At 61.9% G+C, this 13,806-nt stretch carries 12 protein-coding genes; 9 read left to right on the top strand and 3 right to left on the bottom strand.

Translation table 11 applies throughout. The features are described 5' to 3' along the window. Positions 1 to 6 precede the first annotated feature (6 nt). On the top strand, positions 7 to 615 hold the full coding sequence (gene pdxT / locus ACLI1T_RS02360) for a pyridoxal 5'-phosphate synthase glutaminase subunit PdxT (protein ID WP_411702935.1): 609 nt from the start codon (positions 7 to 9) through the stop codon (positions 613 to 615). On the opposite strand, the gene ACLI1T_RS02365 is transcribed toward pdxT, so the two are convergent. The 3 genes from ACLI1T_RS02365 to ACLI1T_RS02375 all read right to left on the bottom strand — a co-directional run bounded on the left by ACLI1T_RS02365 (position 612) and on the right by ACLI1T_RS02375 (position 6,545). Then, positions 612 to 2,645: a M3 family metallopeptidase gene (locus tag ACLI1T_RS02365; RefSeq protein ID WP_411702936.1), complete on the bottom strand. Its 2,034-nt coding sequence runs from the start codon at positions 2,643 to 2,645 to the stop codon at positions 612 to 614. The genes pdxT and ACLI1T_RS02365 overlap by 4 nt on opposite strands. Positions 2,646 to 2,700: 55 nt before the next feature. Further along, positions 2,701 to 4,131 (bottom strand): PepSY-associated TM helix domain-containing protein, encoded by a 1,431-nt coding sequence (locus ACLI1T_RS02370; protein WP_411702937.1) that lies wholly within the window; start codon positions 4,129 to 4,131, stop codon positions 2,701 to 2,703. A 200-nt stretch (positions 4,132 to 4,331) separates the two neighbouring features. Further along, positions 4,332 to 6,545, bottom strand: a complete 2,214-nt coding sequence (locus ACLI1T_RS02375) for an NADP-dependent isocitrate dehydrogenase (protein ID WP_284629006.1) — start codon at positions 6,543 to 6,545, stop codon at positions 4,332 to 4,334. Between the two features lie 191 nt (positions 6,546 to 6,736). Here ACLI1T_RS02375 and ACLI1T_RS02380 point away from each other — a divergent pair, with 191 nt between their 5' ends. The 8 genes from ACLI1T_RS02380 (at position 6,737) to ACLI1T_RS02415 (ending at position 13,772) form a co-directional block, all read left to right on the top strand. Continuing rightward, entirely contained in the window at positions 6,737 to 7,990 is a 1,254-nt protein-coding gene (locus ACLI1T_RS02380) for an MFS transporter (RefSeq protein WP_349852169.1), read from the top strand. A 35-nt stretch (positions 7,991 to 8,025) separates the two neighbouring features. After that, on the top strand, positions 8,026 to 8,919 hold the full coding sequence (locus ACLI1T_RS02385; protein ID WP_349852167.1) for an exodeoxyribonuclease III: 894 nt from the start codon (positions 8,026 to 8,028) through the stop codon (positions 8,917 to 8,919). Further along, positions 8,919 to 9,866 (top strand): trimeric intracellular cation channel family protein, encoded by a 948-nt coding sequence (locus tag ACLI1T_RS02390; protein WP_005277314.1) that lies wholly within the window; start codon positions 8,919 to 8,921, stop codon positions 9,864 to 9,866. The genes ACLI1T_RS02385 and ACLI1T_RS02390 overlap by 1 nt, the downstream gene beginning before the upstream one ends. A gap of 50 nt (positions 9,867 to 9,916) precedes the next feature. Beyond that, on the top strand, positions 9,917 to 10,108 hold the full coding sequence (locus ACLI1T_RS02395; RefSeq protein ID WP_023030177.1) for a hypothetical protein: 192 nt from the start codon (positions 9,917 to 9,919) through the stop codon (positions 10,106 to 10,108). A 15-nt stretch (positions 10,109 to 10,123) separates the two neighbouring features. Then, positions 10,124 to 10,603 (top strand): DinB family protein, encoded by a 480-nt coding sequence (locus ACLI1T_RS02400; RefSeq protein ID WP_411702938.1) that lies wholly within the window; start codon positions 10,124 to 10,126, stop codon positions 10,601 to 10,603. 11 nt (positions 10,604 to 10,614) lie between these two features. Next, a complete protein-coding gene (trpS, locus tag ACLI1T_RS02405) occupies positions 10,615 to 11,646 on the top strand; it encodes a tryptophan--tRNA ligase (RefSeq protein ID WP_278722781.1) in 1,032 nt (343 codons plus the stop codon). A gap of 94 nt (positions 11,647 to 11,740) precedes the next feature. Beyond that, on the top strand, positions 11,741 to 12,820 hold the full coding sequence (locus tag ACLI1T_RS02410) for a YhjD/YihY/BrkB family envelope integrity protein (RefSeq protein WP_411702939.1): 1,080 nt from the start codon (positions 11,741 to 11,743) through the stop codon (positions 12,818 to 12,820). Positions 12,821 to 12,875: 55 nt separating this feature from the next. Then, on the top strand, positions 12,876 to 13,772 hold the full coding sequence (locus ACLI1T_RS02415) for an RDD family protein (protein ID WP_411702940.1): 897 nt from the start codon (positions 12,876 to 12,878) through the stop codon (positions 13,770 to 13,772). Positions 13,773 to 13,806 lie beyond the last annotated feature (34 nt).

Below are 13,806 nucleotides of genomic sequence, written 5' to 3' on the forward strand. Positions count from 1 at the left end.
GTGGTGATGCCACAAGAAGCTAGCGCCACGATCGGGGTGCTCGCGCTGCAAGGCGGCGTGGAAGAGCACCTGCGCATCCTCGAAGGCTTGGGGGCGGACACGCGCCGAGTGCGCGTGCCGCGCGACCTTGAGAGCCTGGATGGGCTGGTGATTCCGGGCGGGGAGTCGAGTGTCATCGACAAGCTCGCCCGCACCTTCGGCGTGGCAGGTCCGCTGCGCGCGGCCGTGGACCACGGCCTTCCCGTGCTCGCCACCTGCGCCGGGCTGATTTATTGCGCCCGCGAGCTGGATAACCCCTCGCCGGGCCAACAGACCCTGGGGCTGCTCGATATCACCGTGCGGCGCAATGCCTTTGGCAACCAGCGCTTTTCCGCCGAGCGCACCGTGCCGGTCGTGGTCGGGGAAGAAACGCTGCCCATCGAGGCGAGCTTCATCCGCGCCCCGCTGGTCACCCGCGTGGGCGAGGGCGTGGAGGTCATCGCGACCGTGCCGCACGACGGCGCGGAGGAGGCGGTCGTGGGCGTGCGCCACGGCGCCGTCACCGCTTTGAGCTTTCACCCGGAAGAAAATGATGAGGCGCGCGTGCACGCCGCCTGGCTGGACAGTATCCGCTAGGCGCCGGATAGGCCGCGGCGCTTGAGCAGGGGCGCGACGTCCTTTTCGCGGCCGCGGAAGTCGCGGTAGGCCGCGCCGAAATCGCGGGAGGCGCCGCGGGAGAGGATGAGGTCCCGGAACTTTTGTCCTGCGGCGCGCAGATCGCTTTGTTCCTTGAACCACTCAAAGCCATCGGCATCGAGCGCCTCCGCCCACAGGTAGGAGTAGTAGCCCGCAGAGTAGCCACCGGCGAAGATGTGGTTGAAGTACGTCGAGCGGTACCGCGGGGCGATGTGCGGGTTATCCAGACCCACCGCGCGCAGGGCCTCCTCCTCGAATGCGTCCACGGCCTCCGGGGTAGCCTCCAGCGCTGCGGCATCCTTGGCGCTGAGCGAATGCCACGCCAAATCGATAATGGAAGCCGCCAAGTACTCCGAGGTGGCAAAGCCCTGGCCAAATTCGGAGGCAGCGGTCACGGCATCGAGCAGCTCATCGGGAATCGGCTCGCCGGTGTCGACGTGGCGCGCATACTGCTTGACCAGCGTCTTATCCAGCGCCCAGTTCTCATTGATCTGCGAGGGGAATTCCACCCAGTCGCGCGGGACGTTGGTGCCGGCGAAGGTGGGATAGTGGACATCGGAAAGCAGCCCGTGCAAGGCGTGGCCGAATTCGTGGAAGAGGGTGTGTACCTCGTCCAAGCTCAGCAGGGGCTGGGAACCATCGGCGGGCTTGGTAATGCCCAGCACGTTGACGATGACCGGCTTGCGCTCCAGCAGGCCCGATTGGCCCACGAACTGGCTCATCCACGCGCCACCGCGCTTGGTGGGGCGGCCGAAGTAATCCGTGAGCAGCAGGCCGATTCCCTTATCTCCGTGCTCGACACCCTTGTCGAGCACCTCCCACACGCGCACACCCTCGGCATAGCCCTCCAGGTCCTCGCGCGGGATAACGGTAATGCCGTACAGGCGCTCGGCGGCGGCGAATACGCCCTGGGTAAGGACCTTGTCCAGGGGGAAGTACTGGCGCAGCTCTTCCTCGTCGAGCGAGAAATCGCGGGCGCGGACCTTGGATTCCCAATAGGGCCAGTCGGCGGCGTGGAAGTTTTGCTCGTTGAGCGTGGCTTCCTCGGCTAGCAGCTTGTGTTCGCCGGCGGCATTGGCCGCGGTGGCGGGGGCGAGGTCTGCGAGCATGTCGCGCGCGGCATCGGCGCTGCCAGCGGTTTCTTCCGCGATGACGTAATCGGCGTGGGAAGCATACCCCAGCAGCTCGGCGCGTTCGGCGCGCAGCTGGACGGCCTCGATAAGCCCTGGAATGTTGTTTTCGGAGCCTCTGCTTGCCGATGCCGCATAGAGCTTCTTCCGCGCCCCCTCCTGAGCCAAGCGGGACTGCTCCGATTGCACGGTGGGCAGCTCGAGCGGGATGACGTAGCCTTCGCGGCCTAGGGCCTTGGCATCCGCCTTGGCCGAGGCGATGCGCTCTGGCGGCAGGCCTTCGAGCTCTTCTTCCGTGAACTCGACGGCGCGCTCGCGCGTGGAGGCCATGAGATTGCGGCCGAATTCCTCCGATAGGGCGGAGAGGCGCTGGTTGATATCGGATAGGCGGGCCTTGCCGGCGGCATCGAGATCCGCTCCTTGGCGTGCGAACGTGCGCAGCAGGTGTTCGTGCAGGCGAGTACCCTCCTCATCGCCGGCGGGTGGGGTGGCGTCCTTGATGCGCTGGTAGAGCTTTTCGTCCTGGTACATCGCGTCGTAGTGGGCGGACAGGCGCGGATAGATATCGGCGGCGATCTCTTCCATCTCATCGGTGACGTCCGTGCCAGACAGGTTGCCAAAGACCGACATCACGCGGTCGAGGTCCTGGCCGGATCGCTCGAGGGCTTCCACGGTGTTTTCCCACGTGGGGGCGGCGGTGTTTTCGGTAATAGTGGCGAGCTCGGCGTCGTGGCGTGCGAGCGCTTCGTCGAAAGCAGGGCGGTAGTGCTCGACCTTAATCTCCGCAAACGGCGGGAGTTGGTAGGGCAACGATGAAGGGTGGAGTAATGGGTTAGTCATAAGCGACCAATGTACCCATTAACTCCACCCTGTGTGATGGTATTCACTAAGATTGCTAGCCCACGGGAACGAGCTCCGCGTCTTCATCCTTTTTCTTTGGCGCGGTGACCTTGCACTTTCCGGCGTTCATCAAGATGATGTCTAGTACGAGGAATGCGGCAAGGGTAATACCCAAAAGCGGCATAAATACACCGACGGTGGCGGTAAAGAGAGCGCCTAGGACGGTGGTAGCCCAGGAGAAGTGCCGCTTGGAGCCAGGGGCGAATTGCGGCCGGCGCTTCCACCACATGTAGTAGCCCAGTACCACCATGGCGGCGATGGCGAGGCCGAGCGCGAACAGGGCAATCTGCAGCGGCAGGCCAAACATGATGCCCATGTGCAGGTAGATGCCCCAGCTGCTGAGCTTGCTAAACAGTGGCAGCTCAGAGAATGGAAGGCGGTCGATGACCTCGCCGGTGGAACCGTTGACAGAGACTTCATCGGAGGTATAGCGCCACTCGACCCAGCGCTCGCTGACCTTCCACCCCGAGTCGGTGTCTGCCGGCGCGTACAGGCGCAGCGGGCCCGTCAGGCCTTCCGCGCGGCCGGCGGCATAGACGCGCTCGGCCTGCTCGGCGATGACCTCCGGCTCCGGCGCTTCGCCCGCAGCTTCCGCATCCCCGCCGTGAGCGCCGTGGGCGCCGTGAGCGCCGTGGCCTTCGTGCCCGGCGTGGGTATCGTGTCCGCCATCGGCGGAGGAATCGGTGGCGAGCGCGGTTTCAACCGGCGTGGCCTTCCAGTTCATCTTTTCCACCACGGAATTGACGTTCTCGCCGGCCAGCTGGGACCAAGTAATGCCGGTGGCGGACAGGCCAATGAGCCCGATGAAAATCCAAGCGCCCATCGTGGAGTGCAGGCGGGTGGCCTTCCAGCGCTTGGAGCGCTGTGGCTGCTTCTTTAGCGGTGCGGCAGCCTTCTTGGGCCGGCGGCGAATCCACCACATGTAAAGGCCGCCGCAGGCTAAGACCCACAGCCAGGAGGCGGCTAGCTCGGAATAGAGCTCGCCCGGCTGGCCTAGGTGGAAGCTTTCATGCAGCGAGGAGATCCAGCGGCGCAGCGGCATTTCGCCCAGGCCGGAATAAGTGGGGTAGTCACCGATGACCTCGCCATCGGCCGGGTTTATAAAGACGGTGCGCTGCAGGCGCTCGTCGATGCCCGGATCCGCCACCAGCACGCGCGTGGAGTCCGTCGCCGATTCTGCCGGCCACACCTGGGAGACCGGCATATCCGGGTGCTCCTTCTGGGCAGCGCTGATTTGGTCCTCCAGGCTTACCGGGTTATTTACTTCCTCGACGGTCATGACGTCGTGGTAAGCAAACTTTTCCAGGGTGGGCGCCAGTGCATAGAGGCAGCCGGTCAATGCCGCGATCAGGATGAAGGGGCCGACGAACATGCCGCCGTAAAAGTGTATGCGTTGGATGAAGGAACGCAGAGTCGTCCGACTCATAAAATAGTTCTCTTTCGTGCTTAGTGGTCAGTTGCATGGGTGCTGATATCAACTGCACTAATAGTCGGAACTTAGGCAACCCTGGTTCCCGGAAGGTGAAAAATTTTTTCAGTTGTGTGAAAACGAGGGGGGCGAAAACGACGACACCGCGCGCCCTGCAAAGGGAACGCGCGGTGAAATCTAGCTGGTGAAGAAAGCTCTTACTTCTTCAGGCCATCGATGATCTCGTTGAACTGTGCGACGGGGCGCATGACAGCGGAGGTCTTCTCGTCGTTGGGCCAGTAGTAGCCGCCGAGGTCGGCGGGCTCACCCTGGGCATCGATAAGAGCCTGGGAGATTTCATCGGCCTTGCCGGAAAGCTCGGAGGCAACGTCCTTGAAGGCGGCCGCGAGATCGGCATCCTCGGTCTGGTTAGCCAGCTCCTCGGCCCAGAAGGTAGCCAGGAAGAAGTGGGAACCGCGGTTGTCGTTCTCGCCCACCTTGCGGGATGGGGACTTGCCCTCATTGAGCAGGCGCTCGGTGGCCTTGTCCAAGGTGGTGGCCAGCACGCCGGCCTTCTCGTTGCCGTTGGTCTGGTTCTCGTGGCGGAAGGACTCGGCCAGCGCCAGGAACTCACCGAGGGAGTCCCAGCGCAGGTGGTTTTCTTCCTGCACCTGCTGGACGTGCTTCGGGGCGGAGCCGCCGGCACCGGTCTCGAAGAGGCCGCCGCCTGCCATCAGCGGAACCACGGACAGCATCTTTGCGGAGGTGCCCAGCTCGAGGATGGGGAAGAGGTCCGTGTTGTAGTCACGCAGCACGTTACCGGTCACGGAGATGGTGTCCTCGCCGCGGCGGATGCGCTCGATGGAGGTCTTGGTAGCGGTGACCGGATCCTGGATCTCAATGTCCAAGCCCTCGGTGTCGTGGTCCTTCAGGTACTTTTCCACCAGGGACTGGATATTGCGGTCGTGGCCGCGCTCTGGGTCGAGCCAGAAGATGGTCTTCATGCCGGACAGGCGGGCGCGGTTGACGGCGAGCTTGACCCAGTCCTGGATCGGCTCGTCCTTGGTCTGGCAGGCGCGCCAGATATCGCCGGCCTCGACGTCGTGCTCGATGAGCACCTCGCCCTTGGAGTTGCGGACCTCAACGGTGCCGGCTGCCGGTACCTTGAAGGTCTTGTTGTGGGAGCCGTACTCCTCGGCCTTCTTGGCCATCAGGCCGACGTTCGGCACGGTACCCATGGTGGTGGGATCAAAGGCGCCGTTTTCCTTGCAGTCCTCGATGACGGCCTGGTACACGCCGGCGTAGGAGGAGTCCGGGATGACGGCGAGGGTGTCCTGCTCCTCGTCGTTCTTATTCCACATGTGGCCGGAGGTGCGGATCATTGCCGGCATGGAGGCGTCAATGATGACATCGGAAGGCACGTGCAGGTTAGTGATGCCCTTGTGGGAGTTGACCATGGCGAGATCGGGGCCATCGGCAAGCGCGGATTCGAAGGCAGCCTTGATCTCCTCGCCATTGTCGAGCTTGTCCAAGCCCTCCAGGATGGAGCCCAAGCCGTTCTCGCCGTTCAGGCCGGCGGAGATGAGCTCGTCGCCGTACTTATCAAAGACATCGGCGAAGTAGGTGCGCACGACGTGGCCGAAGAGGATGGGGTCAGAGACCTTCATCATGGTGGCCTTCAGGTGAGTGGAAAAGAGCACGCCCTCTTCCTTGGCGCGCTTGACCTGCTGGAGCAGGAACTCATCGAGGGCCTTGGCGGACATGAAGGTGCCGTCGATGACCTCGTCCTTAAGTACCGGCAGCTCCGGCAGCAGGGTCTGCTCGCCGTCGGCGGTCTTCAGCACGATGGACAGGGTATCTTCCTCAGGGATGATGACGGACTTCTCGTTGTGGCGGAAGTCGTTATCGTCCATGGTGGCAACGTTGGTCTTGGAATCCTTGGACCATTCACCCATGCGGTGCGGGTGCTTCTTAACAAAGTTCTTTACGGCCTCCGGCGCGCGGCGGTCGGAGTTGCCCTCACGCAGGACGGGGTTAACGGCGGAGCCCTTGACGGAATCGTAGCGGGCCGCGATGTCCTTTTCCTCGTCGGTGGAGGGATTATCCGGGTAATCAGGCAGGTCGTAGCCGGCGGCCTGCAGCTCGGCGATGGCCTTCTTCAGCTGCACCAGGGAAGCCGAGATATTCGGCAGCTTGATGATATTAGCCTCTGGGGTCTTGGCCATCTTGCCCAGCTCAGCCAGGGCGTCTTCCACCTTCTGGTCTTCGGTGAGGCGCTCCGGGAACTGCGCGGCGATGCGGGCAGCCAGGGAAATATCGCGGGTTTCTACGTCAATGCCCGCGGTGGAAGCGAAGGCCTCCACGATGGGCTTGAGGGAATAGGTCGCCAGAAGCGGCGCCTCATCGGTACGGGTCCATGTAATCTTAGCCATGATTCTCCTATTAAATGTGGGAAAATTTCTTCAGATGACCAGATTACCGATTTTGTCCGCTCCATGTGGAGCGCTCGGTACATTCTGGGGCTGGGTGGCATCGGTCACGGGGCCATGCGCTGGGTAAACCTCTTCACCTGTCCACGCCCTGAACATGCTTTATGCCCAGGTGGGGTGTATCGTCGCCCCTCGTGAAAATTATCGATCAGTTGAGCCCGCGCAGCGCCCATGAACATCGCATTCACCGTCGGCCTTTGCCCCGCCAGACGGAGATTTCTACCGCGCGCCGCACCATCGTCATGGTGGCGATGGCCCTTGGCGCGTTTGCTATCGGTACCACCGAGTTCGTCTCGATGGGCCTGCTGCCGCTGATCGCGGAGGACTTCGGGGTTTCTGAAGATACCGCCTCCACGCTGATTACTACCTACGCACTCGGCGTGGTGGTCGGCGCGCCGCTGATTGCGGCGTTTACCGGCAAGCTCCCGCGCCGCCGCCTCATCCTCTTGCTCATCGGCTTTTTGGTGGTGGGCAACCTGCTCTCGGTCCTCGCACCGAATTACTGGGTGCTCATGGTGGCCCGCTTCATCGCCGGCATGCCCCACGGCGCGTATTTCTCCGTGGCTAACCTGTCCGCGGCATCGATGGCCCCTCCCGGCGGGCGGGGCAAGGCCATGGCGTTTGTGGGCATGGGCCTTGCCATCGCCACGGTCATCGGTGTGCCCGCGGCACAGGCCTTAGGCTCCGCGCTGGGCTGGCACGCGGCCTACCTGGTGGTCGTGGTCATTGGCCTTATTACCGCCGTGGCCCTGTTCTTCCTCATGCCGCACATGACGGAGATGAAACAGACCGATATCCGCACCGAGTTCGGCGCCTTTAAAAACAGCCAGGTGTGGCTCACCGTCATCATGGGCGTGGTGGGTTTCGGCGGTATGTTCTCCGTCTACACGTATATTTCCTGGACCATGACCGAGGTCGCTGGCCTGAGCGATAGCCTGATTTGGGTCGTGCTCATGGCCTACGGCATTGGCATGACGATTGGCAATGCCTTTGGTGGCTGGTTGGCAGACCGCAACCTCGAATTTGGCATCATTTTCGCCTTAGCCAGCCTGATCATCATTCTTACGGCCTTCTATTTTCTCTCCAGCCACGCCATCGCCGCCACCATTTGCTTTGGCATGGTGGCATTTATGGGTTCCACGTTGGTGCCGTCGCTGCAGTTGCGCTTGGTCCACGTGGCGGGCGATGCTCAGACCTTATCCGCAGCGCTCAACCAATCCGCGCTCAATATCGCGAACGCGGCCGGTGCGACCATCGGCGGCATCGTCGTCGGTGCGGGCCTAGGCTATTCCGCCCCGGCGCTGGCGGGCGCCGGCTTGGCGGCCGCGGGTTGCGTTGTGTGGGCGATAACAATGTGGGATAAAAAACGCCTTGCAGGCCGCAGCTAGAAGTACCACCGCACACGCCTATATTCTGGAGCACCATGAGCCTTACCATCGCTAGCGTCAACGTCAATGGAATCCGCGCCGCGTGCAAGCAGCGCAACGAAAACAACCCCGGCATGAACGCTTGGCTGGAACAGACTCCGGCCGATATCGTGCTGATGCAAGAGGTCCGCGCCACCCCGGACCAAGCCAGAAAGGCCCTGGCACCTGCCCTGGAGGCCGGCTGGCACTTGGAGCTTGCCGATGCCGCCGCCAAGGGCCGCGCCGGAGTCGGCATCCTCTCGCGCACGCCGCTTGCCGATGTCGAAATCGGTTTCGGCTCCTTCACCGATGCCGGCCGCTGGATTGCCGCGACCACCCGCGATATCCGCGTGGCCTCGCTGTACCTGCCTTCCGGCGATACCGATTCGCCGAAGCTGGATGAAAAGTACCGCTTCCTGGATGAATTCGATGCCGTGCTGGCAGAAAACGCCGATAAGGACATGGTCATCGGCGGCGACTGGAATATCTGCCACCGCGCCCAGGATTTGAAGAATAATAAGGCCAACGAGAAGAAGGCCGGCCACCTGCCGGAAGAGCGCGCCTTTATGGACCATGTCTTTGGCAGCTTCCCGGATGAGGCGCCGCAGGAGAAAAAGAACCTGGGCGAGTGGCTCGGCGTCGTAGACTACGCGGGCACCACGCCGTGGGAGCCGGCCACCGCGCCGCAGTGGTTCGACGTGGCGCGCCGCCTCCACCCAGAGGCCGACGGTCCCTATACCTGGTGGACCTACCGCGGCCAGGCCTTCAATAACGATGCGGGCTGGCGCATTGACTACCAGGCCGCTACCCAGCCGTTGCTCGATCGCGCGCAGCGCACCTGGGTGGATAAGGCCCCGACCGTGGAGCAGCGTTGGTCCGATCACTCGCCGCTGCTGGTGGAATACGCCTGATGTCGCCGCTTTTTAGCGTCCTGTACGTCATCGGCATTACCGCCGAGTCCATGACCGCTGCGCTATCGGCCGGCCGGCAAAAACTCGACCTGTTCGGTGTGACGATGATCGCCTCCATCACGGCACTAGGCGGCGGCACCGTCCGCGATATCGTGCTTGCGGATCCACCGCTGACCTGGGTGGAACACCCCATCTATCTGGTCATCGTCATCGCCGCTGCCATCGTCACGGTGGGCATGTCCTTCCTCATGCACTATTTCCGCCACCTCTTCCTCATCCTCGATGCCTTGGGGCTGGCGGTCTTTTCCGTGCTGGGCACCCAGATTGCCGCCCACTTGGGCTACGGCTTCATCATCGCCTCGGTATCCGCGGTTATCTCCGGCGTTTTCGGCGGCGTGCTGCGCGATCTGCTCTCAGACCGCATTCCGCTGGTATTTTCCGGCGAGTTTTATGCGGCCATCTCGATCCTCGCGGCCGGGCTGTACATGATCCTCTTGCGCGCCGGGCTATCGGAGGAACCCACAGCGATCATCACCGCCCTAGTCTGCTTTAGCGCGCGCCTTGCGGCTATCTACTTTAAGAAGGGCCTGCCCGTCTTCGAGTACCGCGACGGCGAGCAACAGATGGATCCGCGCCTGCGGCTATCGGCGCGCATCGTGCGCGATGGTGCCCGCCGGGCCAAGCGGAAGGCGGGCGCGGCCACCCGCTACGCCAGCCCGATTACCCGGCCGCTGATTCGTAACAAGCGCACCGCAAGCGATTTTTCCTCCCCGCTCAGCCTCGAGGAGCTAAATAGCAACCGGATCGCGCGGCCGACCGCTCACGCATCGATTACCCGCCCCAGTGGGAAGCACTCGCCTGGGGCGAGGGGAGTGGATGTGCAGCAGCAATGGACCTTCAACAAGGAGGATGTGGGCAGGCAAAGGACCCCCAAGCACAAGCAGTAGTGCTAGTATAAACACGTTAAAAATTTCGAAATCTGCAACGGAGAAAGTTCATGGCTCGCGCAATTATTCCTTTTGTCCTTGGCGCCGTAATCCTCGCCCTGAGCATCTGGTGGTGGACCGCTGTCGGACCGTCCTTCGCCTTCCTTGGCCCCATCGTCCTCATGGGCGTCGGCGGTGCCTTCATGGTGTCCGGTTTCGCCGTCTTCATGGACATCGTCAGCCCCACCTCCCGCAAGGTCTAAGGGCGCGGTCTGGCGATGAAAGCTATCGATCTACTCACAGATATGGCGCAGCGCCCGCTCGATGCGCTCGCCGCATTGCCGGATCTGACTAACGAGACCGCCAATGCGCACTTTGGTGATCATCCGAATTCGATCACGTGGCTGCTGTGGCACACCGGCCGCATGGCTGACCTGCAGCTAGCGCAACTGACTGGGGAAGAAGAGCTGTGGCAGCGCTACGACCTCGACCTGCCGGATGCCATGGGCTATGGCCAATCGGCGGAGGAAGCGCGTGCGGTGACCACGCAGGACATCGGCAAGCTCCGCAGCTATACCCAGGAAGCATTGGAGCAGGTCAAGGCGTATGTGACCTCGCTGGAGGATGACAACCTCGATGACGTGATCGATACCTCGTGGACGCCGCACGTTACCCGCGGTGTCCGGCTGGTCTCGATTTTTGATGACGCCGCGCAACATCTTGGGGCGGCCAATCAACAAGCAAAAATGACGGAGTAACATTACCTGACATGACTGATTCCACTGCATCTAATTCTGCGTCCCGCGTACTTTCCGGCATTCAGCCCACCGCTGATTCCTATCACTTGGGAAATTACTTGGGAGCGCTGAAGCAGTGGATCGACCTGCAGGAAGGCTACGATGCCTTTTACTTCATCCCGGATCTGCACGCGATTACCGTGGAGCAGAATTCGGAGGAGCTGCGCAACCGCACCATGGCGGGTGCTGCACAGCTCATCGCGCTGGGCATCGACCCGGAAAAATCCACCCTCTTCGTCCAGTCCCACGTGCCCGCCCATGCGGAGCTGACCTGGGTATTCCAGTGCCTGACCGGCTTCGGCGAGGCCTCCCGCATGACGCAGTTCAAGGATAAATCCGCCAAGCGCGGCGCCGATCGCACCTCGGTGGGTCTTTTTACCTACCCCATCCTGATGGCGGCCGATATCCTGCTGTACTCGCCGGATTACGTGCCGGTGGGCGAGGACCAGCGCCAGCACCTGGAGCTCACCCGCAATCTGGCCGAGCGCTTCAACAATAAGTACGGCGAGACCTTCCACGTGCCGGAGCCGTTCATTCCAGAGGGCGCGGCAAAGATCTATGACCTGCAGGATCCGACGTCCAAGATGTCTAAGTCCGGCCCCAACCCCAAGGGCCTGGTCAACCTGCTTGATGCCCCGAAGACCTCTGCCAAGCGCATCAAATCCGCCGTGACCGATGACCTGGGTACCGTCGCCTTTGACCGGGAAAACCAGCCGGGCGTATCGAACCTGCTGGTCATCCAATCCGCGCTGACTGGCGAGTCCATCGACTCCTTGGTGGAGAAGTACGCCGGCCAGGGCTACGGGCACCTGAAGGTGGATACAGCGGAGGCGCTCGAGGCCTTTACCACCCCGCTCAAGCAGCGCTATGACGAGCTCATGGCGGATCGTGGCGAGCTGGAGCGCATCCTGGAGCGCGGCGCCCAGACCGCACAGGAAGTAGCGCAGCCGCTTGTCGATGCCGTCTATGAAAAAGTCGGCTTCCTTCCTCGCCCGCGCAGGTAGTAGGTACCCCTTAACCTACCCCACCGAGGGACAAGTGGGTGTTTGCCAGCTACGCTATACGGGATAAGCGCTGTGCGAACAAGAAGGGAAGCACGTGTCCACCACCACGCAATCCTCCTCTAAGAAGACGGACCACTACGGCATCGAGCGCGCGAACGCCGATGACCCGGGAGCGATAGATAAGGTACGGCGCAAGTCGCCAATTGTTGACCACCTCATGCGTATGCAGGAGCGCTATGCCGCAGAGGGGGGCAACCAGTTCTCCGCTGGCATTACCTATTACTCGGTTCTGTCTATCTTCCCGTTGGCGATGCTGCTGGTGGCCACCATCGCCGCTGTCCTTGCTAACCGCGAGGACCTGCTCAATGATCTCCAGTCCTATATCACGGACTCCATTGACGGGAAGCTCAGCGAATCGGTCAATGAGATCTTGGATACGGCCATCGACCAGCGCGGTGCCATGTTCGGTATTGGTGGTTTGACCACCCTGTGGTCCGGACTGGGATGGATGAATCACCTGCGCATCGGCATTTCTGCCATGTGGGGCATCGATGCCAATGACGGCGGCTCCTTCCTGAAAAAGAAGTTCTCGGACCTTCTGGGGCTTATCGGCCTGATCATCGCCTTTGTCGTCGCCTTCGGTGTGACCGCTGCTGGTTCCTCCGGCCTTACACAGAAGATCTTTGACCTCTTAGGCATCGATTCCTTCCCGGGCATGGGCTATGTCTTCTTCTTCAGTGGCTTGTTGCTGGGCCTTATCGCCAATTTCATCGTCATGTGGTGGCTGATTATGATCCTGCCACGCACGAAGGTGCCTAAGAAGTCCGGCTTTACCGGCGCCGCCATCGGTGCGGTGGCGTTCGAGGCTATCAAGCAGCTGTCCACAGTGATCATGTCCTCTGCCACCGGCAGTCCGGCCGGCGCGGTCTTTGGTCCGGTCATCGTTTTGATGATTGTCATGTACTTGGTGTGGCGCGTGGTGCTTTATATTTCCGCATGGACTGCGACGACCGCAGAATCCCTGAAGTACGCGCACCCGCCGGTTCCAGAACCTGCCGTTATTCGCGTGCGCAACGAGGTACGTGAGGGCGCACCAGCAGGTGCGGTCTTCGGCGTGGGCGCGGCGCTGGGCGCTGCGGCCGTGGGTGTGGCGAAGCTTTTCCGACGGAAATAAAAATCCTCCCTACGGGTGAGGATCGCTGCGCTCTTTACCTTTAAGATAGGACACTATGAACGCCGATGATATTGCCCCAGACTTCTACGACAAGTGGGACCTCGACCGCAGTGGTGGCGAGGATGAGCTTTCCGTTTTATTGGAAGCAAAAGATATCAAGCTCGGGCAGCAAGGATATAACCCCGATGAGCCGCGGCGTGTACAGCTGCGCATAGCGGCCAGCATCCTGGGTTCGGCGAAAAAGAGGGCCGAATACGATGAAGCATTGCGCACCGGCCTTCGCCCGACGTGGGGCGAGCTCGGCACGCTGAGTTCGGTGGGGCAGTGGTCTCCAGCACCGCGCACGCAGTCAAACTTCCACGATCAATCGCAGGGTGGTCCGAAGCGGGCGCCGGATTTTGCCCAGCCCAGCCCGTATAGTTCCCCGTACGCGCAAGACCCATTCGCTCGGCACGCATCACCGCAGCAACAGGTGTCGCCGTCGTTCGCTGCCCCGCCGGTGCCGTTCCAGCACCAGGCACAGGAACGGCCATCGCAAAGCACGCGCATTGGCATGGGCATCTTGGACTTCTTCTTGGCTGGTGGCATCAGCAGTGCGTTTGGCGCGGTCGTCGACGAGCTCGCGGATGTAGAAGCCCTGTCCTTTGTCGTTTTCTGCATCGTCATGGTGGTCTACGTTCTGGGCAGCGAAGTGTGGTTGGGCGCTAGCCCGGCAAAGATTCTTGCCGGCTATACCGTGCGGGATGTCGATACGAAGGAAAAGCTCAGCCTCAGCCAGTCCGCAAAGCGCCAGTGGTGGCGCCTTATCAACGTGGTCCCGGGAATTGGGCAATTGGTGGGCCTGATGGGCGCGGTGGTGCACACAGTCACCATTAATGAGGAAAATAACCGGCGCGGTTCCCACGACGAGTTCGCAAACGCAGAAGTGGTCAAGAGGAAGCCGCGCAAGTAGAACGCTGGCATGGCGCATCTTGGGGCGGATGCCT

This window comes from Corynebacterium tuingiense (assembly GCF_046718165.1).
GTDB lineage: Bacteria > Actinomycetota > Actinomycetes > Mycobacteriales > Mycobacteriaceae > Corynebacterium.